This window comes from Chitinophaga sp. CB10 (assembly GCA_001870995.2).
Taxonomy (GTDB): Bacteria; Bacteroidota; Bacteroidia; order Chitinophagales; family Chitinophagaceae; genus Chitinophaga.
Genome location: MLAV02000002.1, coordinates 142,972 through 166,997 on the forward strand (window position 1 = coordinate 142,972; position 24,026 = coordinate 166,997).

The following is a 24,026-nucleotide window of genomic DNA, read 5'->3' on the forward strand; positions in this document are numbered from 1 at the left end:
CCATAAAAGTCAGTATTCTTTTACTAAATCAGGAAAAACTTGGAAACAACACAACTGGTACTGGATGAAAAGGACATGAACATTCTCCGCCTCCTGCAACAGGATGCCAAGATGACCATGCGCGACATCGCTGCTCAGCTGAACATGAGCACCACCCCCGTGTATGAACGCATCCGGAAAATGGAACAGGCAGGCATCATCAAGCAATATGCCGCCATCGTGGACCCCGGTAAAATTGGTAAAGGATTAACCGTACTCGTGTACATTACTTTAAAAGAACACAACAAAAAATACGGAAAAAAATTCATCCAGGAAATCCTCAACTTCCCTGAAATCACCGAATGCCTGAATATCTCCGGGGAATTCGATTTCATGATTAAGGTCCAGGTAAGGGATATGGATGAATACCGCGACTTCTATGTGAACAAGCTGGGCGAACTGGATAACCTTAGCCATACGCAAAGTATTTTCGTAATTTCGGTGATCAAAGCCACACACCAGGTAGTATATTGATATGCTGCTCAAATTTCCACAGGACTTTCCAGGTCAGCAGCTGCTGAAAGTGGGCAACACGCACTACGCTATGCTCAAACAGCGCCGCATGGCCGAAAAGCGCCGCGTATTCCTGAAGGAAAACATCCTCATCTTCGTTATCAACGGTTATAAACTGCTGCATGCCAACGATACCGCCATTAAGGTAGAAGCAGGCTCCGTGTTTATACTCCGCAAAGGTTTCCACATCCTGTCCGACATCGTGGAAGACGGTACGGATTTCAAAAGTCTGCTGATCTATTTTACAGACGAACAGGTAAGCAGGTTTATCCACAAATACGGCGCGCGCTTCCCTGCCGCCGGCGCCCCTGCCTCCCACCTCGTTATTCCGATCAACCCTGCACTGGACGGCTTCCGGGAACAATACCTGCAATACTTTTCCACCGCTCCGGCCACCATGGCGGAACTGCTGCCACTCAAAGTATTCGAACTGCTGCTGCTCCTGCTGGCTACCCCGCAAAAAAACCAGGTCGCGGCCCTGCTGCACGACATCGCCAGCGGCAGCGCGCCCAATATTGAATGGGTGGTGAAACGCCATCTCTTTGAACCACTGACCTTACCGGAGCTGGCTAAACTGGCTAATAGAAGTCTGGCTGCCTTTAAGCGCGACTTCCAGCAGCATTTCCATGCCAGCCCGCGGCAATGGATCACGGCAGAGCGGCTCAAATATGCCCATACCCTCTTACTCAATTCTCCATTGCACATAACGGAGATCAGCCAGGAATGCGGTTTTGAACATACGCCCCATTTCATCTCCCTGTTCCGCAAACAATACGGCACTACGCCGCAGGCACTGCGCACCAAAACTGTTATGATTTGAGCCGATCCCGTTACCACCGCCCGCTGCCTCCGTGCTAATTTTGCAGTAAATAATTTTTACTATGCAAAACATCCTCGAACAGAACAAAGCCGTGGTAAGACGATTCAATGAAGCCTGCCTCCTCCGCGCGGATATGACTGCGCTGGATGAAATTGTACATCCTGATTTCATTAACCATACTGCTCCCGCAGGTTTCGCCAACGACAAAAACTCCCTCAAAACATTTATCAACACCGGGCTTAGTAATATCGACGGGCTCAAACTGGATATCCACGCCATGTATGCCGAAGGAGATACCGTCATCACCCACAAAACATTCACCGGTACGCTGAAAGCGCCTTTCATGGGGCAGACGGAGATTGGCAAGCCTTTTAGTATGCGGATTATTGACATCGTGCAGCTGCAGAACGGGCAGTATATGGCGCATTGGTCGATTAGGGAAGTAAAGCAGGGGTTTCACCAGCCACACATCCCTAAATCCACCCAGGCATAATTCCCAAATTATGCTTACTTTAATCCAATGAACCGTAAGCATTTTTTATCTGCCATATTATCCACCGGTGCTGCCTTCCCTGTAATTAACGCAGCCGCTTCCATACTGCCGGCATATGAATCTGTGCCGGTACTCCCGCCCTACCTCAAAAAAGGAGATGTGATAGGCATCACCTGCCCCGCAGGCTTTATCACCCGGGAGGAAATCACCGCCGCCGTACGCATTATGGAAAGCTGGGGCTTCGTGATTCGTATAGGCAGCACCGTTGGTTTGAAAGATGGTTCATTCGGCGGCACGGATGCGCAACGTGCGGCCGACTTCCAGCAGATGCTCGACAACCCGGAGATCCGCGCCATCATGTGCGCCCGGGGCGGCTACGGCTGCGCCAGGATGATAGACCGACTCAACTTTGACCAGTTCCGGAAGCATCCCAAATGGATCATAGGGTTTAGCGACATCACCGCTATTCACAGCCATATCAACAGCAGGTTCAACATCTCCAGTATCCACAGCAAAATGTGCAACAGCTTCCCGGACGATTTTCGTACTTCCGACGCCATGATGCAGGATACCATTTCCTCTATTTACAAAGCGCTCACGGGCACGGCTATGCAATACACCGCCGTAGCCGATCCGCACAACCGCCCGGGCACAGCCACCGCGCCGGTAGTAGGCGGTAACCTCAGCGTACTCCAAAGCATGTCCGGCACGCCATCCGAAATTGATACCAAAGGAAAGATCCTCTTCCTGGAAGAAGTAGGGGAATACCTGTACAGCCTAGACAGGATGTTGGGAACACTGGAAAGATCGGGTAAACTCAGTGAGTTAAATGGCCTCGTACTCGGTGGGTTTAACCGCATCAAGCCGGATGATCCCGGAGAGGAATTCGGCAGAACGCTCTACGACATGATTTTTGAACGGGTAGGGAAATACAGTTACCCGGTGTGTTTCAACTTCCCGGTTGGCCACCAGCGTAATAACTATGCGCTGAAATGCAATGCTGTACATACCTTACAGGTCAGCAACACAGGTACCACGCTGGTGGAAAAAAGGATTTAAGAACTGTTGTATTAAGAAACATGATAACACGGCGGAACACTGCCGCAAATCACAACTCACCTGCTAATTAAAACTATTCAAAAAACATAATACCCCAAGCCCCAACACCCTACCTCACAAAAAACGTCACAATAAACAATCCCCCCAACACATACATCACCGGGCTAATCTCCCTATACCGCCCCGTACACACCTTCAGCAACACATACGACAACATCCCAAACACAATCCCCTCCGCAATACTATACGAATACGGCATCATCACAATCGCCAGGAACGCAGGCAGCGCCTCCGTTACATCATTGAAATCAATCTTACTGACCGCCCCCATCATCAACATCCCCACAATAATCAACGCCGGCGCTGTTGCAGCCGTCGGTATCATCGCAAACACCGGCGCAAAAAACAACGCCAGCAAAAACATAACCGCCACCGTAAAAGCCGTCAGCCCCGTCTTCCCGCCGGCAGCAATGCCACTGGCGCTTTCCACATATGCCGTCACCACGCTTGTGCCCAGCAATCCCGCAGCAGTAGTGCCCACCGCATCCGCCATCAGCGCCTGCTTGGCCCGTGGCATACGCCCGTTGGCATCCAGCAGGCCAGCCTTGTTGCAAAGCCCTATCAGCGTGCCCACCGTATCAAAAAGGTTCACCATCAGCAAGGTGAATAGTATCTTCACCATATCCATCGAAAAAAGCTTGTCAAATTGCAGCTTAAAAGCCACCGGCGCTACGGACGGCGGCCAGCCCACCAGGTGGCCGTTTTCAGGCATGTGCGTAATACCCAGCGGTATGCCCGCCAGCGTGGCCGCCAGGATGCCGATCAGCAACGCCGCATTCACACCTTTGTACATTAGTACCGCGCTCACAATCACCCCTATCAGCGCTAGCAGCGGCCCCGCTGAAGTCAGGTCCCCCATTTTCAGGATCACCCCTTCCAGCCTGCCATCGCCTACATGGTGCATACCCGTTTGTATAATCCCCGCATTCGCCATGCCTATCAGCGCTATCAGCAAGCCTATCCCCACTGATATGGCATGCTTCAGGTTCGACGGGATGCTGTTGATAATCGCCTCCCGTATCTTAAAAAGTGAAAGGAAAATAAAAATAACCCCTTCCAGGAATACCGCCGTCAGCGCAAACTGCCAGCTGTAGCCCATGGCCGACACAATCGTGTACGCAAAGAAGGCATTCAGCCCCATGCCCGGCGCTACGCCCACAGGCAGGTTCGCATAAAACGCCATCACCAGCGTGCCTATCGCAGCCGCCAGCGCAGTGGCGGTAATAAGGGCGTTGAAATCCATCCCGGTCTGGGATAAAATACTGGGGTTCACCGCCAGTATATACGCCATGGTAGAGAAAGTAGTGAGGCCTGCCAGTACCTCCTTCCTAAAAGTGGTACCGTTTTCTTCGAGCCTGAAAAATTTAGAGAGCATGTTGCAAAAATAGTGTCTTAATTTTATCCTATAACCCGGTAAGGAAATTGTGCATGAAAGGACATCAGGTAATCACGGAATGGCTCGCCGCCAAAGAGCTGCAACCTTTTCAATTCCAGGAAGAAGCATGGGAAGCATATCTGCAGGGCAAATCGGGCCTCGTAAACGCGCCCACCGGCTTCGGTAAAACCTTCTCCCTCTTCCTGGGAGCGGTAATCGCATGGATAGACGCTCACCCCAGCGACTACCGCAAAAAAAAGAAGAACGGCCTCCAGCTTATCTGGATCACTCCCCTGCGGGCGCTCGCCAAAGACATCGCCCGCGCCATGTCCGAAGTGCTGGACGAACTGGGCATCCCCTGGCAGGTAGGCATCCGCAGCGGGGATACCTCCACGGCTACACGCGCAGCGCAAAAAAAACAAATGCCGGAAGTCCTGCTCATCACGCCGGAAAGCCTGCATATCCTCCTGGCCCAGCGCGACTACCCCGCGCATTTCCAGCGCCTCCACACCATCGTCGCCGATGAATGGCATGAACTCATTGGCACCAAACGCGGCGTTATGGTGGAACTCGCCCTCAGCCGCCTGCGCGGACTGGCAATCGAAGAAAACCGCCCGCCCCTCAAAGTATGGGGCATCTCCGCTACCATCGGTAACCTCGACGAAGCCATGCAGGTCCTCCTCGGTCCTTACCATAACGACGGCATCATCATAAGGGCCCTTTTAAGGAAGAAAATCGCCCTTACGAGCGTGATCCCAATGGAGATGGAGAATTACCCCTGGGCCGGCCATTTGGGCCTTAAAATGCTGCCGCAGGCCATTCCTATCATCATGGCCAGCCAAACGACCCTCCTGTTTACCAACACCCGCTCCCAAAGCGAAATCTGGTACCAGGCCCTGCTGACCCACTGCCCCGAGCTGGCAGGCGCCATCGCCCTGCACCACGGCTCTATGGACATGGAACTGCGTATATGGGTGGAGGAAGCCCTGCATAACGGCATCCTCAAGGTTGTGGTATGCACCGCCAGCCTGGACCTCGGGGTGGACTTCCGCCCCGTCGATACCGTTATCCAGGTAGGTAGCCCCAAAGGCGTGGCCAGGTTCCTCCAAAGGGCCGGCCGCAGCGGCCACCAGCCGGATGCAGTGAGTAAAATCTACTTCCTGCCTACCCACGCGCTGGAACTCGTGGAAGCAGCCGCACTGAAAGCCGCCATGCAGGAGGAACTGATAGAAAGCCGCATGCCCGTTCTCCTCGCCTGGGACGTACTCCTGCAATACCTCATGACCCTCGCCGTTTCCGATGGCTTCCACGCCACCGATATCTGGGAAGAAGTCCGCAAAACCTACTGCTACCAGCACATGACGCCGGACGACTGGCAATGGCTGTTAGCCTTCCTCACCACCGGTGGCGAAGCCCTTTCCGGGTACGACGAGTTTAAAAAAGTCGAAAGAAGCGGCAACTTCTACCGCTGCACCAGCCGCATGCTCGCCATGCGGCACCGCCTGCATATCGGCGCCATCGTCAGCGATGTGATGATGAAAGTGAAATTCCTCTCCGGCGGCTACGTAGGCGTGATCGAAGAAGGTTTCATCTCCCGGCTCCAACCGGGCGACTCCTTCACACTCGCCGGCCGCAACCTCGAGTTCGTGATGACGAAGGACATGACCGCCCTCGTCCGCAAATCCACTTCCAAAAAAACCATCGTGCCCAGCTGGCAGGGCGGCCGCATCCCCCTCTCCTCCAACCTCGGCAAAATGCTGCGGCAGAAGTTCAACGAAGCGCTTAGCCGCCGAACAAAAGACCCGGAGCTGATCGCCCTGCAGCCCCTCTTCCGGCTGCAGGAAGACCTCTCGCATGTGCCCAAGGACGATGAGCTGCTCATCGAACATATCGACACCAAAGACGGCTACCACCTCTTCTGCTTCCCGTTCGAAGGCCGCCTCGTACACGAAGTGATGGCCGCGCTGCTGGCCTACCGGATCAGCAGGATCCAGCCCATCACCTTCTCCATAGCTATGAATGATTACGGCTTTGAACTCCTGTCCGATCAACCCATTCCCGTAACGGCCGAGAATGCGAAAACGCTCCTCTCCCTCGATAACCTGAACACAGAACTGCAGGCCAGCGTCAACTCCACGGAGATGGCCCGCCGCAAATTCAGGGATATCGCCGTCATCGCCGGCCTCATTTTCCAGGGCTATCCCGGCAAAAGCAAAGCCAACAGGCACCTGCAGGCATCCTCCTCGCTTATATTCAACGTCTTCAGGGATTACGATCCGCATAACCTCCTGCTGCAACAGGCGTTTAACGAGGCCTTCTTCTACCAGATGGAAGAAGCCAGGCTCCGGGAAACGCTGGAACGCATCGCCGTCAGCAAGATCGTGATCACGCGGCCGGAACGCCTCACCCCCTTCTGCTTCCCGATCAAGGTGGACAGCCTGCGCGATACCATGACCAGCGAAAAGCTGGAAGACCGCATCAAAAAATTGATCGCTTCAAACGGGTAATAATTGATAATTTGCAGCCGGATTAAAAAGAGGAAAGCGTGACAGGGGAAATATTCGTTTACCAATCGCAACACTGGCACCTGTTGCCGGAACGCGCAATTTACTGGGAAGAAGAACAGGCGCTCATCATATCGGATCTACATCTGGGTAAGGCTACACATTTCCGCAAAGCCGGGATTGCCGTGCCCACAGGTATTGCAGAGGAGGACCTGCTGCGCCTGCAGCGGCTCATCATCCGCCTCCAACCCAAACAGATCATTATCGTGGGCGATATGTTCCATAGCCGGGAAAACAATGAGGTACAATATTTCAGCATCTGGCGCCGGCAATTCCCGCAGATCGTTTTCCACCTCGTAGTGGGCAATCATGATATTATGCCGGCGGAAATCTATGCCAACCTGCAGATCACGACTTCCCCCGACCTCACCATCCGCGATATTCACTTTATTCATGAACCCTGTGGCGATGATAACGGTTACGCCTACACGTTTTCAGGCCACCTGCATCCCGGCTACGTGATGGCTGGCCCGGCTAAGCAGCGGTTGCGGCTGCCCTGCTTTTATTTCGGCCGCCACTGCGGCATCCTGCCTGCCTTCGGGGATTTCACCGGCATGGCCACCGTTGATGCCGAACCGGGAGAGGCGGTTTTCGTCATTGCCGGCCAATCAGTGGTCAGGGCCCAATAAGGTTTTATGAAAATAGCTTTCCACGACGTTTACGTTCACCCGCTGCCGCCTAACCATCGCTTCCCGATGGTCAAGTATGAACTGATCCCCCAACAGCTGCTCCGCGAAGGCATCATCCAGCCCGGCCACCTGTTTGCCCCTGATCCGCTGGACGAGGCCATCATCCTGCTCACCCACGAAAAGGAATACTGGCGCAAACTCCGGGATCAGCAGCTGACCTACCGGGAGCAACGGGTCATCGGCTTTGAGCAAAGCCCGCAACTCACCCTCCGTGAAATCACCATCGGCCAGGGCACCATTGATATCTCCCTCCATGCCCTCGGTCATGGGATCGGCTTTAACGTGGCTGGCGGCACCCACCACGCCTTTGCCGCCCGCGGCGAAGGTTTCTGCCTGTTGAACGATATTGGTTTGGCGGCTAACTACCTGCTGGATCAGCGGAAAGTGAAGCAGGTACTGGTGATCGACCTGGACGTACACCAGGGCAACGGTACGGCCGCGCTGTTCGGCAATAACGCCAGCGTCTACACGTTCAGCATGCACGGCGCGCATAACTACCCGTTCCATAAGGAGCAGTCCGATTGGGACGTTCCCCTGCCGGATGGCGTCACCGACGGGCCCTATCTTCAGGCCCTCAAAGAAGCATTGCCCGTTTTGATAAACAAGGTGCGGCCCGATATTGTATATTATCTATCCGGGGTGGATATCCTGGAAACGGATAAGCTGGGAAAGCTGAAAATTACCCCGGCCGGCTGTCTGGAAAGGGACAGGCTGGTTTTTGACATACTGCAACGCCATCATATACCCGTGGCCGTAGTCATGGGCGGCGGCTATTCCCCCCGCGTAAAGGACGTGGTGGACGCTCACTGCCGTACTTTCAGCGCGGGTATTGATATTTACGGCTATTGATTTTTTTGGGGGAGAGATTTACCTGCGCAGCGCTTAAGCCTCCCGGCCCCATAACGCCGGTTCGCGGGCCATGCCAGGGCTCCGGGCGTACTTAAACGCCGTCAGCCCGCATTACGCCTGCTCCTGGATAATCCTGCCGTCCCTCATCACAAGCTGGCGGTCGCTAAGCGGGGCCAGTTCCTCGTTGTGCGTAACGATGATGAAGGTCTGGTTCAGCTTCTCCCGGAGTTCAAAAAAGAGGTTGTGCAGCTCCCTGGCATTTCGGGAATCCAGGTTGCCCGTGGGCTCATCGGCCATCACCACGTCCGGCGCGTTGATCAGCGCCCTGGCAACGGCCACCCGCTGCTGCTCCCCGCCGGAAAGCGCCCCTGGTTTATGATCCAGCCGGTCCTTCAAACCCAGGGTTTCCAGCAGGAACGCCGCCTTTTCCCGGACCGCGTTTTTATTCGTGCCGGCGATAAACCCCGGAATACAAACGTTTTCGATCGCGGTAAACTCCGGCAGCAGGTGATGGAACTGGAAAATAAAGCCAATATGGCGGTTCCGGAAGTCTGCCAGGCGGTTGCCTTTCAGGCTGGTCAGGTTCACATCGTTGAGCATAATTTCGCCGGAGCTGGGCTGGTCCAGCGTTCCAAGGATATGCAACAGCGTACTCTTGCCGGCTCCCGAGGAACCGACAATGGTCACTATTTCTCCTTTACTGACAGTTATATCCACTCCCTTCAAAATCGGTAAGTTGGAATAATTTTTGGTGACATTGCGAGCGGTTAGCATAACCCAAAGAAAAGTAAATAACCAATAAAATAGTAAAAGTTGTTTATTTCAAATTAAATAATACTTTTGCGAAAAATTAAAAAAGTAAAAATTTTAATAAGATGTACTGGACATTAGAATTAGCTTCATACCTGGAGGATGCTCCATGGCCAGCTACTAAAGACGAACTCATTGACTACGCAATCCGCTCCGGTGCACCGATTGAAGTGATTGAGAACCTGCAGGAGCTGGAAGATGAGGGAGAAATTTACGAAGGTATTGAGGATATCTGGTCCGATTATCCATCCCAGGATGACTTCTTCTTCAACGAAGACGAGTATTAATCAGATGATCCGTTGTTACCTATAGGCTCCTGAGAGTCCTATGCCGAAAGAATTGCAGCCGTTTCACCTAGGTGGAGCGGCTATTTTTGTGCCTATGTGAAGGCAGCGCCCCGGCGCGCCACCCGCCAAAACTTCCCCCAGCAAAAAGGCCGCTGCAATCGCAGCGGCCTTTTCAGGTATAATGATACTATTGTGTGCTTATTGTTTTTCCATCTGTTTCACCACGCCTTCAGAAACGCCGGTGTAGGAGAAACCGCCATCATGGAACAGGTTCTGCATGGTTACCATTCTCGTCAGGTCGGAGAACAGGGTAACGGCATAATCCGCGCACTGGTCAGCAGAAGCATTGCCCAGCGGGCTCATTTCTTCCGCATAAGACATAAAGCCATCAAAACCTTTTACGCCACCGCCTGCAGTTGTTTTAACCGGCGACTGGCTAATGGTATTGATACGCACTTTCTTGTGTACGCCGTAGTGATAACCGAAGCTGCGTGCAATAGACTGCAACAGCGCTTTGGCATCAGCCATTTCACCGTAGTCAGGGAATACGCGTTCCGCAGCGATGTAAGACAGCGCAATCACGGAAGCCCACTCGTTCAGCGCATCCAGCTTGTAAGCGGTTTGCAGCACACGGTGTAAGGAAATAGCGGAGATATCAAATGTTTTGTGGTTAAAGTCATAATCCAGGTCGGTATAGCTTCTGCCCTTGCGAATGTTCATACCCATCGCCACGGAGTGCAGCACGAAGTCAATCTTACCGCCAAAATGCTCCATGGATTTAGTAAACAGGTTATTCAGATCATCCATGTTGGTTACGTCAGCAGGAATTACCGGTGCATTACAGGTTTCAGCCAGCTTCTTGATTTCACCCATACGGAGGGCAATAGGAGCATTGGTAAGCACGATTTCAGCGCCTTCTTCTACACAACGCAGTGCAGTTCTCCACGCGATAGACTTATCATCCAAAGCGCCAAAGATGATACCTTTTTTCCCTTTTAATAAGTTATGAGCCATTTGGTCAAAAATTAATTTCGGCAAAAATAGTCGTTATAGTTGAAAAAAGCTATTTGATTTATTTACCGGACCATTTCCCGCGCATTTTCCAGCGCGGCGGCTGTAGGCTTCTCTCCGCTTAACATTTGGGCGATCTTGCTGATGCGTTCTTCCAGGGACAGCAGGCGTACGCTCGTACGTACCTTGTCCGCCGCCGCATCCTTGTACACAAAATAATGCGCGTCCGCCTTACCCGCTATCTGCGGCTGGTGCGTGATGCAGATGATCTGGTGCTCTCTGGCAAGGTCCTTCAGGATGATGCCCACCTGCTTGGCCGCTTCCCCGGAAATACCGGTGTCTATCTCATCGAAGATCAGCGTAGGCAGGTCTACAGATTTAGCCACGAGCGATTTCACGCAAAGCATAATCCGGCTCAGCTCACCGCCGGAAGCAACTTTGCCCACCGGGGCAAACATATTGCTCTTGTTGGCGTCAAACAGCAGGTCGATCGTATCCTGCCCGTATTCGTTCAGCTCCCCGTTAACGATATCCACTTTCATGCGGGCATTAGGCATACCCACCTGCGCCAGCAATTCATTTACTTTCTTCTCAAACGGCTGCGCCGCGCCAACCCTGGCGGCAGTAATGCCGGCAGCCAGTTCCAGCAGGCGCGCTTTCAGTTCCGCCTGTTGCTGCTCCAACTCCGCCAGCTGATCGTCGAGGTTAAGCACGCTGGATACTTTCTGTTCCAGGTTGGCTTTGATTTCCAGCAGCTCGGCAGTGGTCTGCACCCCATGCTTTTTGAAGAAGCGGTAACCCATGGCCATACGCTCGTTCACCTGCTCAATGCGGGCCCCGTCAAAATGTACCTGGTCGCTGATGCGGTCTATATCCCCGGCAATGTCCTGCAGTTCGATGTACAGGGACTGCATCCGCTCCGCCACCGCCGGTACATCCTTGTGGTAGTTGGAAATCGTCTGCAGGGACGACTGCATTTGTTTCAACTGCTGCAACAGCGGCTGCTCGTCTTCCTTCAGCTGGAAGTACACACGGCTGAGGGTATTTTTTATTTCCTCCGCGTGGCTGAGTACCTGTAACTCATTGTCCAGGTCTTCGATTTCATTTTCCTTGAAATCCGCTTCCGTCAATTCATCCAGCAGGAATTTGTTGTAGTCCAGCTCCTTGTTGGCTACATCCCTGCTGTCAAACAGTTCTTTATATTTCTTTTGGACTTGTATGTATTGATGATACAGCTGCTGGTATTGCTGCAAGGCCGCGGGTTTGGCGAGGGCGTCTATCACTTCCCGCTGGAATTCCGCGTTGCCCAGTTCCAGCGTATCAAACTGCTGGTGCAGGTCCACCAGGAACTGGCTGAGGGCCGCCAGCTGGGAGATGTTCACAGGCGTATCGTTCACGAAAGCCCTGGACTTCCCCGCAGCGCTGATTTCCCGGCGGATGATCAGCTGATCTTCCACATCCAGTTCATGCGCATGCAGGAATTCGGATACCTGTTTATTTTTCAGCAGGAAGATGCCTTCCACGATACATTTATCCGCTTTATTAAACAGCACGCCGGGATCTGCTCTTTCCCCAAGGATAAGAGAGAGGGCGCCGAGCAGGATAGATTTACCTGCACCGGTTTCACCGGTGATAACGTTCAGGTTTCCTGAGAAGTCGACTTCCAGGTGATCGATGATGGCGTAATTTTTAATAATTAAGCGCTGTAACATAAGTCAGGATAATAAAAAATCTATGCAAGTGCTTTATTTCCTCAGCTGCCGCTTAACCGCTGAATTCCGGCTTTGGCGCGGGCGTCGAGGGAATTTTTATAATCGTGGCCTTTCATATCCATGCATTTCTGGTAGCACTGGACAGCTTTGGCTTTATCGTTTCGTTTTTCGTAAATCATTCCCATTTGCAGGCTGGCGCGGGCGGCGTAATATTCCGGCCGGTTGGCGCCCACTTTCACGGTCACATCATACATCTGTATGGCTTTGTCATCCTGCCCGGTTTCATCATAAATGCGGCCTAACCGGTACGCATACTCGAGCTTTTCATCCATGGCGTCAAAGTCCGCCGCCTTCTTCGTCAGCAATAATTTCAACGCTTCGTTGAAATACCCTCCGTCACTGAGCAAACGCACTTTCAGCAGAAAAGCATTGGGCCATTTACCGCTCTGCGCTTCCTTCAACGCCTGCTTGTCCGCATCCGTTTCAGTGCCGCCCCTGGTCAGGATCATAGCCCTGTACTTGTTGGCGGCCGCCTGGTTGCCTTCCAGGTAATAATACCAGCTGAGTCGCTGCAAACATTCCTTCAGGTAAAACTTCCCTTTGAAATTGTTGATAAACCTTTCCAGGTACACATGCGCATCGTCGTCCAGGCGGGTGAGCTTCAGCAATCCGTACACATAATTGTAATACTGGATGTCTGCATATTCACCGGAATCATTCCTCTCCTGTAACACCCGGATGCCAACGGCCGCCTTTTGGTTATTCATGGCAAGGTTAGCCACCATCAATGCAAAGAGATAATTATTTTTCGTATCCAGCTGCTTGCGTTGGAGGAACGCCCAGGTATCTTCCGGCTTGTTCACCACAAACAGCGTCAGGTAGCAATAGTAGTAATAGGATTCCTCCCTGAAGTACCGGGCCTCCGGCGCATTGCTTTCTATGAACGCGTTCACATTGTCCATCCCTTCCTTGATACTGCCCTTCATCCCCAGGATGTTCGTGATCCACTTGTACCCGTCGGGAATCGTCCCGAACACGGTTTGCATGGCGCCCAGCAGCATTTTATTCGGTACAAAGTCCGGAAACCGCCGCTGGTTCTCCTTCAGCGTGATGTAAGCTTTGCGGATCTCCCAGGCTGCATCCCACTTTTCGTTGAACTTCACTTTTACCATGGCCCAGTGAAACTTAATAGCCGCCTGGGTGTACAGGTAATAAGGCGAGTCCGGCGAGCCTTCCGCCATCTTATCAAGGCGGAACCCGCGCAGCCCTCTTTTGCGGGAATATTCCGAAGGGTCCTCATTGAAGAACAGCGGGAAAAAATCCGCATAGTCCTCCAGGAAATAAGGCATCAGGTTATCAGGATGCTCTTTTTTTTCCGCTTCCAGCAAAGCCCTTCCCGCGTTAATGCGCAACTGCATGATGGCGTCATACGCCTGCTCACACCGGGTGTTAAAGTCATATACCTTCTGTCCCGCACTAACGTTCAACGCTACACTCAGTACCAAGATTAATGAAACTACGATTCGCATACCGACAAAATTCCTGAAATTAAGGTCTTAAATGATCAAACAATTCACAATTCTCAAAGTTGCCTTATTCCAGCGAATTTCCTGCCACAAATAAAAAGAACTTGTACGCATGGTATCTGCGCGGAGCAATAAATTATGGCAAAACTAATATTTTTAGTAATATGACGCTAATTATATTAGTTTATTTTTTTTTATCTAAAGAGAATATAATGTGGCAGCGCCCTACCGTTCCGTTCAGTCAAAAAATCAACGCCGCCTTATGCCGTATCAGTACATCGTTTCCTTATGCTGCGCCTTCTCCTTACCATCCTTATCCATAGGGCATAAAAAAGACCTCCGCGTAATGCGAAGGTCCTTATTCAAAATTCTTTCAGTCAGCGCTTAGATAGTCACGGAAGCTTCCAGGTCGTTGTCTACCAGGATGCGGCCGCAATGCTCGCACACGATGATTTTCTTGTGCTGGCGGATTTCAGCCTGACGCTGAGGAGGAATGGCGTTAAAGCAACCACCGCAGGAATCACGCACGATAGTTACCACGGCCAGACCGTTACGGTAATTTTTACGGATCTTTTCGTAAGCAGCGAGTAAACGCGGATCAACTTTACCGCGTGCTTCTTCACTCTGCTTTTCGTATGCAGTCTCTTCTTTCTCAGTTTCTGCGATGATCTTTTCCAGCTCGCCCTTCTTGTGCTTCAGGTTAGCTTCCTTCTCACTGATCGCTTTCTTAGCGCTTTCCAGCACACGGCTCTTATCCTTGATCTCCTCGTTGGCATCTTTGATGTGCTTTTCTGCCAGCTTGATCTCAAGGTTCTGCATTTCGATCTCTTTGGTAATTGCCTCAAACTCGCGGTTGTTCTTCACATTGTCCTGCTGCTTCTCATATTTCTTGATCAGCGCTTCCGCATCTTTAATAGCCGCTTTCTTGTTGGAGACAAAATCCTGGATACCCTTGATCTCATTCTCAATGTGTGACTGACGGGTGTTCAATCCTTCGATCTCATCCTCCAGGTCTTTTACCTCAATCGGCAACTCCCCTTTCAGCACCTGGATCTCATCCAGCTTGGAATCAATCTTCTGCAATCTGAGTACAGACGCTAATTTTTCTTCAACGGAGTATTCTTTTACGGTAGCCATGTATTATAAATAATTTACCGGGTTTGTTTTAATCGTAGATTTAAGAGGCGCAAAATTACGGAATTTTTCAGTCAATATATGATAAAATAATTCCACTGTAAACTGCTCGCTCTCAAAATGTCCAATATCTGCAATAACTATTTGATTATCAGCATCAAAAAATTCGTGGTACTTGAAATCCGAGGAAATGTACACATCCGCCCCTGCCCCAATCGCCCGCTTCAGCAGGAAACTGCCCGCGCCGCCGCATAAGGCCACCCGCTTCACCTGCTTACCCCGCAGGTTCGTGTATTTTACACATCCCGCCCCAAATCGCTCCTTTACCAGCCGCAAAAACTCCAGTTCCTCCATCGCTGCCGGTAATTCGCCCACCAGGCCGGAACCCACTTCATTATACGTATTGTCCAGGTTTACAATGTCATACGCCACTTCCTCGTAAGGGTGGCTCGACAATAATGCGGCCATCACACGACCTTCCAAATATAACGGAAAAATCACTTCCAACTTCGTTTCCTTTTCAAAATGTCGCTCCCCCACTTTACCCACATACGGATCCGTACCCGCGCCGGCCTTAAACGTACCCTCGCCGACCCCGTTATAGCTGCATTCGCTGTACTCCCCTATATGCCCGGCCCCGGCCTCAAACAGCGCTGCGCGCACCTTCTCCGCATCCGCCTCCGGCACAAAGGTGTATAACTTCTTCAGCAAGCCCTTCTTCGGCTGCAAAACCCGGCATTTTTCCAACCCCAGCCGGCCAGCCATCTCCGCGCACACCCCGTTGCGCACATTGTCCAGGTTCGTATGCGCCGCATACACCGCCACATCATGGCGGATCGCCTTGATCGCTACCCGCTCCACGTAATTGCTCCCGGTAATCTTCTTCAACCCGCCAAACACAATCGGATGATGCGCCACCACCAGGTTGCAGCCCCGGGCAATCGCCTCGTCAATCACCTCCTCCGTCGCATCCAGCGTCAGCAACACATTGGTCACCTCCCTGGACGCATCGCCAAACAGCAGCCCGGCATTGTCATAACTCTCCTGGTATTGTAAAGGCGCAAAACTTTCGATCGCCCGGATAATCTCTTTTATTTGCATAATGGGTAAAAATTAATGGTTCATTCGGGTCATCCCCTACATTTGTAAAAAAATATAAGTTATGCCAGGAAGCAAATCTACAGCAGAACAATATGCGGCGTATAAACAAAAGATGCAAAAAATTGCAGACGTAAGAAATGCCATCGCCGTGCTGGGTTGGGACCAGGAAACCTACCTGCCTGAAAAAGGCGCCGGATTCCGGGGCCAGCAGATCACCACCCTCAGCACCATCGCGCATGAACTGTTTACCGCGCCTGAACTGGGCAGCCTCCTGCACGAACTCCACCACCACCCGGAACTGGATGCCGTTCAACAGAAAAATATCGCCCTCTCTCTGGAAGATTACGATAAAAATAAAAAATACCCGGCTTCCCTCGTAGCCGAAATATCGGAAGCTACCAACCAGGCCTACCACGCATGGATCAAAGCCCGCAAAGCCAACGACTACCAGGTCTTTGAACCGGCCCTCGCCCGCATGGTGGAACTCAAAAGAAAAGAAACCACCGTTCTCGGCTACGAAGATCATCCCTACAACGCCCTCCTCAACGAATACGAAAAAGGAGCAAACGTGGATATGCTCGATACCATCTTCACGGAAGTGAAGACGGCACTGTCGCCCCTGCTGGACGATATTGCCAAACAAACGCCCGCCCGCCGCGATTTCCTGCACCTGCACTTCGATCGCGACAAGCAATGGCAACTCGGCATCGATCTCCTCAGGCAAATGGGCTACGATATGAGCGCCGGCCGCCAGGATATTTCCGAACACCCGTTCACCACCAGCTTCAACCCACTGGATGTACGCGTAACCACCCGCATCGATGAGAACGACTTCAGCAACATGACCTGGAGCTGCATCCACGAAGGCGGGCACGCCCTCTACGAACAAGGCCTCCCCACAGAGCAATACGGCCTGCCCTGCGGCGAAGCGGCCAGCCTCGGCATCCACGAATCGCAATCCCGCCTCTGGGAAAACAATGTGGGCCGCAGCCTCAACTTCTGGAAATTCCAATACCCGCGCATACAGGCCCTGTTCCCGGAACAACTGGGCAACGTTTCCCTGCAGGAATTCTATAAAGCCATCAATCACGTACAGCCATCCCTCATCCGCACGGAAGCGGACGAAATCACCTATCACTTTCATATCATGATCCGGTACGAAATTGAGAAAGGATTGATCGATGGCTCCATCAGCACCAAAGACCTGAATAAAACCTGGAACGACTACTACCGTCAATACCTGCACGTAGAAGTACCGAACGATACGCAGGGCGTGCTGCAGGACATCCACTGGTCCCACGGCAGCTTCGGCTACTTCCCTACCTACTCCTTGGGCAGCTTCTACGCGGCGCAGTTTTTCACCACTGCACAAAAGCAGGTGCCCGACCTGGATGTCAGCATCGCCAGCGGCAATTACCAGCCCCTGCTGGAATGGCTGCGCAACAACATCCATCCGTTCGGCAGGTTCTATACTTCCAATGAACTCTGTCAGAAGATCACCGGGAACCCGCTGCAATTCAGCTACTTCCTGGATTACGCGGCAGGCAAGTTCCTCCGGGGATAAAAAGAGAAAGGGCAATGCGCTTTGTCAGCACATTGCCCTTTCCTATATCCGTTAACGTTATTTCAATAACGCATCCAGCGCCTCCTTGCTGGTAATCCCTGTAAACCTCCGCTGCTCCACGCCATCTTTGTAAATAATGAAAGTGGGCAACGTCGTCGCCCTGATGGATTGCATCACTTCCGTATCATTTCCCCCGTCCACTTTTACCAGTTTCACATCCCTGCGCTCTTTCAGCAACGCCTGTAACACCGGCTCCATCTGCCTGCAGGGCGGGCACCAGGCTGCGCCTACATCCGTCAGCACCCAACCTTTCGTTTGCACCTGGCGCTGATACGCATCCACGGCCATTTGCGGCTGTTTGTCCTTTACGCCCTCCAGCGCCATACCAGCCTGCTTCCAGGCATTGATGCCCCCTTCCAGCTCTACCACCTTGCTGAAACCATTCTCCCGCATCCATTTGGCGGCAGCGGTACTCCTGCCTCCGCTCAAACAGTAAATGTACACCGGTTGGTCCTTATGCAGGTATTTCACCCTTTCGAAGAACTCTTCTTTTTTCGTATAGTCGGCCTGCAAAGCATGTGGCAGATAACCGGTTTTGAATTCATTGGCAGTGCGCACGTCAAACACCTGCACGCCCGGCCGGGCAATATCTTTGGCAAAGGCGGCTGCATCCTCCCGCTGCCCGTCCTGGGCAAATACGCCCAAACCTGCCAGCAGCAAGGCGGTAATGGTCAACAATTTTCTCATAAACAAAAAGCTTATTTCGGGATAAAATTAATAAATACTTCCTTGCCCTGCCGCGCAGGATGCGAATTATAGCAGGTGGCGAGGGTATGCAGGTCGAAATAAGGTGAAAATATTTCCCGGTATTCCTCCACATCTCCCCCAAATGGCGGCCCCTCCTGCGGAAACTGCCGGTTAAACAACACTCCTGCCAGGCGCCCGCCGGGCGCAATCAACGCATGCATATGCGCTACATACTGCCTGCGCAGCGCCGGGTCCAGCGCGCAAAAAAAGGTTTGCTCCAACACCACATCATACTGGCCGGTATGGGCAAAAAAATCACCCTCCACCACCTTAACGCCGCTGCCTGCAAACCGCTGCCGCAGCCGCTCCGCCACCACCGGCGCAATATCCAGCACCGTCACATCGGTGAAGCCCTGCTGATGCAGGTAGTCCGCCTCATAACTATTGCCGCCACCGGGAATGAGTACACGCAATTGCTTGTTGCCCAGCTGGTCAATGTAGGCCTTCAGCGGAGGCGATACCTGCCCCATATCCCAGCCGGTTTCATTGTTCAGGTAACGGTCGTTCCAATATTGACTATCCATCATCTTGAGAAGTTAAAGACGCTCAATTTACGGGTATTCCCCCAATCATGAAGATATAATACAGCAGTACAAATTATTGTATTATTTTTAACCCATCACATACCTATGACTTGCCTGTAAAGGCGCCTATGCCATGAAAAACTTTTTTTGCCGTATATCCTTAACAGTGAGTTTATTACTGTTATTGTCCTTTGCCAGCAGCCAGGCGCAAAACGTGACCATCAGCGCGGATAAAACCAGCGGTTGCGTGCCATTGCTGGTCAGCTTTACCGCCACGCCCGACCCGGGTTATACCAGCTACGAATGGACCTTCGACCAGGGCTCCGGTATCAACAACCTGCTGGCTCCAAAGAAAACTTTCGATGTTCCGAAAACATATAAAGTCACCTTTACCGCCAATTACCCCTCCGGCCCTGTTTCCAAAACGCTGGACGTGGTAGTGCACGATGCGCCCAAAGCCGTATTCACCGGCCCTGTAACAGATGCCTGCCAGTACAGCACCCTTTCGTTTACGGACAACTCCTCCACCGCAGATGGCAACATCACCTCCATTGAATGGGATATGGGCGATGGCACCCTCCTCAGCGATGTCCAGGGTAAAACCGTGAGCCACCAGTTTAATGCATCCGGCACTTACAATGTGAGCAGCATCGCCATCAACAACTGGGGATGCCGCAGCAGCAGCGCGCCGCTGCCAGTCAGGATACGCACTGCGCCGGAGAAGCCGGACTTCCAGGCAGTTAAAGCCAGCAGCTGTACCGCTCCTTTCGATGTTACCTTCATCAACAAAACGCCTGACCCCAATAAGGAATTTACGTTTACATACGATTATGGCGATGGTACCAGCGGTACCAGCCCCAATCACCAATACCAGCAACCGGGAAAATATACGGTAACGCTCACGGCTACCAACGGGGATTGCCAGAGCAGCACCACGCTGACGGATTACATCAGCATCGGCAACCTGAAAGCATCTTTCACCTATTCCAATGCCTGTATGGGCCAGCCGGTGCAGTTTACCAATACCTCCACGCCCGCGCCCTCTTCTTCCATCTGGACGTTCCCGGACATGACCACCGCTACCACGCAGCATGCCACCCATGGCATCGCAGCCAGCGGGCAGATGGTGGTGCTGTCCGTAACGCTGGACGGTTGCTCCGATGTCGTGATGATGCCCATCACCCTGTTCGACAACCCCACCGACCAGCCAACCGTTACGCCCAACAACACCTGCCAGCTGCCGGCCACCACGCAGTTCACCGTTACGAACAGCAATGCCGCTTCCTGGTCATGGACGTTTGACGATGGCGCGCCCGCATCCACAGAACAAAACCCGGCGCATAGTTTCACACAAAACCGCGCGTACAATGTTGTAATGACCGCCACCACCGCACAGGGCTGTACCGTCAGTAAACCGCTGATGGTGGATTACTCCTTACCCTCCGTGGAAGTGCAGGCCGCCAGGCTGGATAGCTGTATCCCTTTCAACGCCAGGCTATCCACCAGGGTAAACACCCGGCCGTATGAGCCCATCGTTGACTACCAGTGGGATTTCGGGGACGGTACTACCGGCACGGGACCTGCCCCTTTACATACCTATACCTCGGAAGGTATCTTCAACGTCATACTGAGGTACACTACAGTTAACGGCTGCCAGGGCCAAGCTACAATTGAGCTGCGGGCAGGCCGCAAACCGGTGGTGGACTTTTCCGCCACGCCGCTTACGGTATGCGCCAAGGACCCGGTGCAGTTCACCAACCTCTCCCAGCCACGGGGCCAGGAATGGCAGTGGACTTTCCTGGAAGATATAGACGACCCGCGTACCCCCCAGGACGATCGCATCAGCCTCCTCGAAAACCCGGAACATTATTTCCGCTCCGTGGGCCTGCACGATGTACGGCTGATTGTGAATAACTATGGCTGCCGCGATACGCTCGTTAAAGTGGATTACATCAATGTGAACCCACCCATCGCGGAATGGGCTACCACCGTTGATTGTAACCAGCCTGCCTACCGTAAATTTACCGACAGGACTGATTGGGGGAATAATCCAGGAGCACCGAAGAATTATCTGTGGGATTTTGGCGATGGCACAACCAGCACGGATCCGGAGCCGGAACGTACGTATGCCAAACAAGGCAGGTTTATCGTTTCCCTAAAAGTAAATAATGGCTCTTGTGATAATGAATACCGGAACGAAGTGATCATAGTCGATCAAAAGCCCACCATCAGCGCCAACCTCGCCGCCGTATGCGTAGGCAAAACCCTGACCCTTACGGCTACCATCCCGGCGGATACGCTGCAGCAGGGCTATTTCATCTTCTGGGGCGATGGTACGCAGGACTATGCAACGGCCTGGAACCGGCCCGCGGAGCATCAGTACAACACCCCGGGAGAATATAAGATCCAGGTGCGAACAACTGACCTGAATTCCTGCGTAACGGAATCCAATATCATCGACGTTACGGTAAACGGGCCGATCCCGAACTTCAGCTTCACCGGTAAGCTTTGCCGCAACAGCGATATCCTCTTTACCGATCAATCCGGCACAAATGCAGGCAATGCCCTCAGCAGCTGGAAATGGAACTTTGGCGATAATACCGCGGAAGTCAGCTCCACTACCCTACCCACAGATGTGCCGCATCAATATGCAAAGGATGGTACCTACCCGGTTACACTAACGGTAACGGATAAGTACAATTGCTCCGTGAGCCTGATGAGGCCCGTCACGCTGGATAACCATAAAGCCGCCTTCACGGTTACCAGCACGGAGCCCTGCCTCAACGAATCCCGGATGTATTACAACACCTCTACCGGCTATGCCAGCGTAGCGTGGGATTTCGGCGATGGCACCACCAGCACGGAGATATACCCGCAAAAGAACTTTACCGCGCCCGGCACCTACGAGATCAAACTGAAGATCACTTCCGGCGCCGGCTGCGTGGATGAAACTTCACAAAAAATCCGCGTACCTGATCCAAAGGCGGACTTCCTCCTGCCGGAAACGCTGGTGCCGTGCCCGCCGGCGAATGTAACGCTGACGAATACTTCGGTGGACTTCATCCGTTCCCGCTGGGATTTTGGAGATGGTACCAATACCGGGAACAATAACCCGGACGGACATATTTACTCACGGCCAGGGACCTACGAAATTGCGCTGACGGTGTACACACGGGAGGGCTGCAGTAACCAGGTGAAAAAATCCATCACCATCGACGGGCCGAATGGTACGGCCACTGCTGGCCCGGACCATGGCTGCGCCCCGCTGGATATGAGCATGACGGCCACCGCTACCAAAACCGTTAAATACACCTGGGATTTTGACGACGGTGTGGTGGAAACAACGACCACGCCGCAGTCGCCCCCGCATACCTATGCGAACGGCGGCATCTTTACCCCGCGCGTGATACTCATCGATGCGCAGGGCTGCGAAGTGCCGGCCATCATCAACGATAAAATAATTGTGGATAAACCAGTGGCCGACTTCAGTATCGACAACTCCGCCGCCTGCGGAGGAGGCCTGGTGAAATTTACCAACCTCTCCAAAACGCTGACCGAGGAACAACTGGGAATGCCTTTGAGCAGTACCTGGGATTTCGGGGCGCCCGGCGATCCCGGCAATACCAGCACCATCCGCCACCCTTCGTTTAACTATCCGAATCCCGGGAAACATACGATCAACCTGCAAGTGGTTACCGCCTACGGCTGTAAGGCTTCTGCCGCCAAAGAGCTGACGGTGCCTACCCAGCCACGGGCCGCCATAGACCCGGTTGCAGACATCTGCCAGGGCTATTCCACCACGATCACCGGCCATGAAACCACCGGCCAGGCGGACGCCAGGTGGCAATGGACCATCAACCCCGGCATCAGCACCACGCAGCAAACGCCCATCGCCTATAGTGGCGATGCTGCGGGCATCAAGTCCGTCCAGCTCACCGTTACCAATGCGGACGGCAGCTGCCCCAATACCGCCAACACGCAGTTTACCGTGCGCGTATCCCCCACGCTGGCGCCCGCGCCGGATAAAGTGAATGTATGCAGGGGCACGCCGCTGCAGCTGATGGCCAACACGGATGCCAATGCCACCGTACTGTGGACGAACTATAACATCAACGACGCAACCAGCGCCTCCCCGCTGGTGACGCCGGATATCGATACCACCTACACCGTGGTGGCTACTAACCCTTACGGCTGTACGACGACGAAGAAAATCAGCCTGACGGTTACCCAGCCTTTCGTGGTACGCACCACGGATGCCGCCATCTGCAAGGGTACCTCAGCCAGGCTGCTGGCCACCGGTGCGGACGGCTACCAGTGGACGCCCGCGGCCAGCCTTAGCGACGCGAATATTCCGAACCCGGTAGCGCAACCCGCTGTGAGTACGGACTATACCGTTACCGGCCGGGATAAGTTTAACTGCTTCACTTCCACGGCGGTGGCGCATGTGATAGTGAACCCCGCGCCAACGGTGAACGCAGGGCCGGATATCACAACCTCCAACGGCAGCATCATTCCGCTGCAGCTGCAGGTAAGCGAAGATGTGACCACCGTCAGGTGGACGCCGCAGGAAGGCCTCAGTTGCAGCGTTTGCGCCAGCACCACCATCACGCCCAAAAACGACGCCACCTATTACATTGAGGTGGCTAACCGTTACGGCTGTACGGCGCAGGATGAACTGCGCCTGAAGATCGTTTGCGATAATGCCAACATCTTTATACCCAATTCCTTTAGCCCTAACCGCGATGGCGTGAATGATATATTCTACATCCGGGGAAGAGGCGCGCAGGAAGTGAAATCCTTCCGGATCTTCAACCGCTGGGGGCAGCTGATCTTCGAGCGTTATAGCTTTACTACGGATGATAGCAGCAAGGGATGGGACGGCACCTTCAAAGGGCAGCCGGCTAACCCGGACGTATATGTGTACATGACGGAAGTGGTCTGTGATAAAGGGGGGACCCAGTTGCTGAAAGGAAACATTACATTATTGAGATAAATTATTCATAATCAATAGCAAATAGATAGGACAGGTCATTTTATTATTTTTTTCCACTATTGTCCGACTAAAATAATGTTTTAGGATGAAAAAAGG

At 52.9% G+C, this 24,026-nt stretch carries 19 protein-coding genes; 10 read left to right on the top strand and 9 right to left on the bottom strand.

The annotated features are described in order from the left end of the window. Window positions 1-39: 39 nt before the first annotated feature. From BOC67_RS03890 to BOC67_RS03905, 4 genes are all read left to right on the top strand, one after another. Window positions 40-513, top strand: a complete 474-nt coding sequence (locus tag BOC67_RS03890; protein WP_291907481.1) for an Lrp/AsnC family transcriptional regulator — start codon at window positions 40-42, stop codon at window positions 511-513. A 1-nt stretch (window position 514) separates the two neighbouring features. Further along, window positions 515-1,372: a helix-turn-helix transcriptional regulator gene (locus tag BOC67_RS03895; RefSeq protein ID WP_291907483.1), complete on the top strand. Its 858-nt coding sequence runs from the start codon at window positions 515-517 to the stop codon at window positions 1,370-1,372. A gap of 61 nt (window positions 1,373-1,433) precedes the next feature. Then, window positions 1,434-1,865 (top strand): ester cyclase, encoded by a 432-nt coding sequence (locus BOC67_RS03900; protein ID WP_291907485.1) that lies wholly within the window; start codon window positions 1,434-1,436, stop codon window positions 1,863-1,865. Window positions 1,866-1,892: 27 nt separating this feature from the next. Next, a complete protein-coding gene (locus BOC67_RS03905; RefSeq protein ID WP_291907487.1) occupies window positions 1,893-2,924 on the top strand; it encodes an LD-carboxypeptidase in 1,032 nt (343 codons plus the stop codon). Window positions 2,925-3,033: 109 nt separating this feature from the next. On the opposite strand, the gene BOC67_RS03910 is transcribed toward BOC67_RS03905, so the two are convergent. Beyond that, the gene (locus tag BOC67_RS03910; RefSeq protein ID WP_291907488.1) at window positions 3,034-4,359 is read right to left on the bottom strand and encodes an NCS2 family permease; all 1,326 of its coding nucleotides are present in this window, start codon (window positions 4,357-4,359) and stop codon (window positions 3,034-3,036) included. Between the two features lie 53 nt (window positions 4,360-4,412). Here BOC67_RS03910 and BOC67_RS03915 point away from each other — a divergent pair, with 53 nt between their 5' ends. Genes BOC67_RS03915 through BOC67_RS03925 form a run of 3 tightly spaced genes read left to right on the top strand, consistent with a single transcriptional unit; the run spans window position 4,413 to window position 8,461 of the window. Next, the gene (locus BOC67_RS03915; protein WP_291907490.1) at window positions 4,413-6,866 is read left to right on the top strand and encodes a ligase-associated DNA damage response DEXH box helicase; all 2,454 of its coding nucleotides are present in this window, start codon (window positions 4,413-4,415) and stop codon (window positions 6,864-6,866) included. Window positions 6,867-6,904: 38 nt separating this feature from the next. Then, window positions 6,905-7,552 (top strand): ligase-associated DNA damage response endonuclease PdeM, encoded by a 648-nt coding sequence (gene pdeM / locus BOC67_RS03920; protein ID WP_291907492.1) that lies wholly within the window; start codon window positions 6,905-6,907, stop codon window positions 7,550-7,552. A gap of 6 nt (window positions 7,553-7,558) precedes the next feature. Beyond that, a complete protein-coding gene (locus tag BOC67_RS03925; RefSeq protein ID WP_291907494.1) occupies window positions 7,559-8,461 on the top strand; it encodes a histone deacetylase in 903 nt (300 codons plus the stop codon). 111 nt (window positions 8,462-8,572) lie between these two features. Here the strand turns inward: BOC67_RS03925 and BOC67_RS03930 are convergent, their stop codons facing one another. Next, window positions 8,573-9,178, bottom strand: a complete 606-nt coding sequence (locus tag BOC67_RS03930) for an ABC transporter ATP-binding protein (RefSeq protein WP_291908080.1) — start codon at window positions 9,176-9,178, stop codon at window positions 8,573-8,575. Between the two features lie 158 nt (window positions 9,179-9,336). Here BOC67_RS03930 and BOC67_RS03935 point away from each other — a divergent pair, with 158 nt between their 5' ends. Then, entirely contained in the window at window positions 9,337-9,558 is a 222-nt protein-coding gene (locus BOC67_RS03935) for a DUF2795 domain-containing protein (RefSeq protein WP_012794455.1), read from the top strand. A 198-nt stretch (window positions 9,559-9,756) separates the two neighbouring features. On the opposite strand, the gene BOC67_RS03940 is transcribed toward BOC67_RS03935, so the two are convergent. The 5 genes from BOC67_RS03940 to BOC67_RS03960 all read right to left on the bottom strand — a co-directional run bounded on the left by BOC67_RS03940 (window position 9,757) and on the right by BOC67_RS03960 (window position 16,042). Continuing rightward, window positions 9,757-10,572, bottom strand: a complete 816-nt coding sequence (locus tag BOC67_RS03940; protein WP_291907553.1) for an SDR family oxidoreductase — start codon at window positions 10,570-10,572, stop codon at window positions 9,757-9,759. 62 nt (window positions 10,573-10,634) lie between these two features. Next, window positions 10,635-12,281, bottom strand: a complete 1,647-nt coding sequence (gene recN / locus BOC67_RS03945; RefSeq protein WP_291907555.1) for a DNA repair protein RecN — start codon at window positions 12,279-12,281, stop codon at window positions 10,635-10,637. Window positions 12,282-12,322: 41 nt separating this feature from the next. Beyond that, complete coding sequence (locus tag BOC67_RS03950) at window positions 12,323-13,810, bottom strand: tetratricopeptide repeat protein (RefSeq protein WP_291907557.1); 1,488 nt, start codon at window positions 13,808-13,810, stop codon at window positions 12,323-12,325. A 381-nt stretch (window positions 13,811-14,191) separates the two neighbouring features. Beyond that, window positions 14,192-14,944 carry a C4-type zinc ribbon domain-containing protein gene (locus BOC67_RS03955; RefSeq protein WP_291907559.1) on the bottom strand — a complete coding sequence of 251 codons (753 nt, stop codon included), beginning with the start codon at window positions 14,942-14,944 and terminating at the stop codon, window positions 14,192-14,194. Window positions 14,945-14,947: 3 nt separating this feature from the next. After that, window positions 14,948-16,042, bottom strand: a complete 1,095-nt coding sequence (locus tag BOC67_RS03960) for a Nif3-like dinuclear metal center hexameric protein (protein WP_291907562.1) — start codon at window positions 16,040-16,042, stop codon at window positions 14,948-14,950. Window positions 16,043-16,154: 112 nt separating this feature from the next. On the opposite strand from BOC67_RS03960, the gene BOC67_RS03965 reads away from it, so the two are divergent. Then, the gene (locus tag BOC67_RS03965; RefSeq protein ID WP_291907565.1) at window positions 16,155-17,606 is read left to right on the top strand and encodes a carboxypeptidase M32; all 1,452 of its coding nucleotides are present in this window, start codon (window positions 16,155-16,157) and stop codon (window positions 17,604-17,606) included. Between the two features lie 57 nt (window positions 17,607-17,663). On the opposite strand, the gene BOC67_RS03970 is transcribed toward BOC67_RS03965, so the two are convergent. Both BOC67_RS03970 and BOC67_RS03975 read right to left on the bottom strand, forming a co-directional pair. Then, on the bottom strand, window positions 17,664-18,353 hold the full coding sequence (locus BOC67_RS03970; protein ID WP_291907567.1) for a rhodanese-like domain-containing protein: 690 nt from the start codon (window positions 18,351-18,353) through the stop codon (window positions 17,664-17,666). A gap of 11 nt (window positions 18,354-18,364) precedes the next feature. Beyond that, on the bottom strand, window positions 18,365-18,940 hold the full coding sequence (locus BOC67_RS03975; protein ID WP_291907569.1) for a methyltransferase domain-containing protein: 576 nt from the start codon (window positions 18,938-18,940) through the stop codon (window positions 18,365-18,367). A gap of 163 nt (window positions 18,941-19,103) precedes the next feature. Between BOC67_RS03975 and BOC67_RS03980 the strand changes: the two genes are divergently transcribed. Beyond that, window positions 19,104-23,930: a PKD domain-containing protein gene (locus BOC67_RS03980; RefSeq protein ID WP_291907571.1), complete on the top strand. Its 4,827-nt coding sequence runs from the start codon at window positions 19,104-19,106 to the stop codon at window positions 23,928-23,930. Window positions 23,931-24,026 lie beyond the last annotated feature (96 nt).

Coding starts and splice junctions, on each gene's coding strand:
- BOC67_RS03895 (WP_291907483.1), top strand. CDS start 515: ATGCTGCTCAAATTTCCACAGGACTTTCCAGGTCAGCAGCTGCTGAAA.
- BOC67_RS03970 (WP_291907567.1), bottom strand. CDS start 18,353: ATGAGAAAATTGTTGACCATTACCGCCTTGCTGCTGGCAGGTTTGGGC.
- BOC67_RS03940 (WP_291907553.1), bottom strand. CDS start 10,572: ATGGCTCATAACTTATTAAAAGGGAAAAAAGGTATCATCTTTGGCGCT.
- BOC67_RS03910 (WP_291907488.1), bottom strand. CDS start 4,359: ATGCTCTCTAAATTTTTCAGGCTCGAAGAAAACGGTACCACTTTTAGG.
- BOC67_RS03925 (WP_291907494.1), top strand. CDS start 7,559: ATGAAAATAGCTTTCCACGACGTTTACGTTCACCCGCTGCCGCCTAAC.
- BOC67_RS03965 (WP_291907565.1), top strand. CDS start 16,155: ATGCAAAAAATTGCAGACGTAAGAAATGCCATCGCCGTGCTGGGTTGG.
- BOC67_RS03955 (WP_291907559.1), bottom strand. CDS start 14,944: ATGGCTACCGTAAAAGAATACTCCGTTGAAGAAAAATTAGCGTCTGTA.
- recN (WP_291907555.1), bottom strand. CDS start 12,281: ATGTTACAGCGCTTAATTATTAAAAATTACGCCATCATCGATCACCTG.
- BOC67_RS03975 (WP_291907569.1), bottom strand. CDS start 18,940: ATGATGGATAGTCAATATTGGAACGACCGTTACCTGAACAATGAAACC.
- BOC67_RS03905 (WP_291907487.1), top strand. CDS start 1,893: ATGAACCGTAAGCATTTTTTATCTGCCATATTATCCACCGGTGCTGCC.
- BOC67_RS03935 (WP_012794455.1), top strand. CDS start 9,337: ATGTACTGGACATTAGAATTAGCTTCATACCTGGAGGATGCTCCATGG.
- BOC67_RS03960 (WP_291907562.1), bottom strand. CDS start 16,042: ATGCAAATAAAAGAGATTATCCGGGCGATCGAAAGTTTTGCGCCTTTA.
- BOC67_RS03950 (WP_291907557.1), bottom strand. CDS start 13,810: ATGCGAATCGTAGTTTCATTAATCTTGGTACTGAGTGTAGCGTTGAAC.
- BOC67_RS03915 (WP_291907490.1), top strand. CDS start 4,413: ATGAAAGGACATCAGGTAATCACGGAATGGCTCGCCGCCAAAGAGCTG.
- BOC67_RS03900 (WP_291907485.1), top strand. CDS start 1,434: ATGCAAAACATCCTCGAACAGAACAAAGCCGTGGTAAGACGATTCAAT.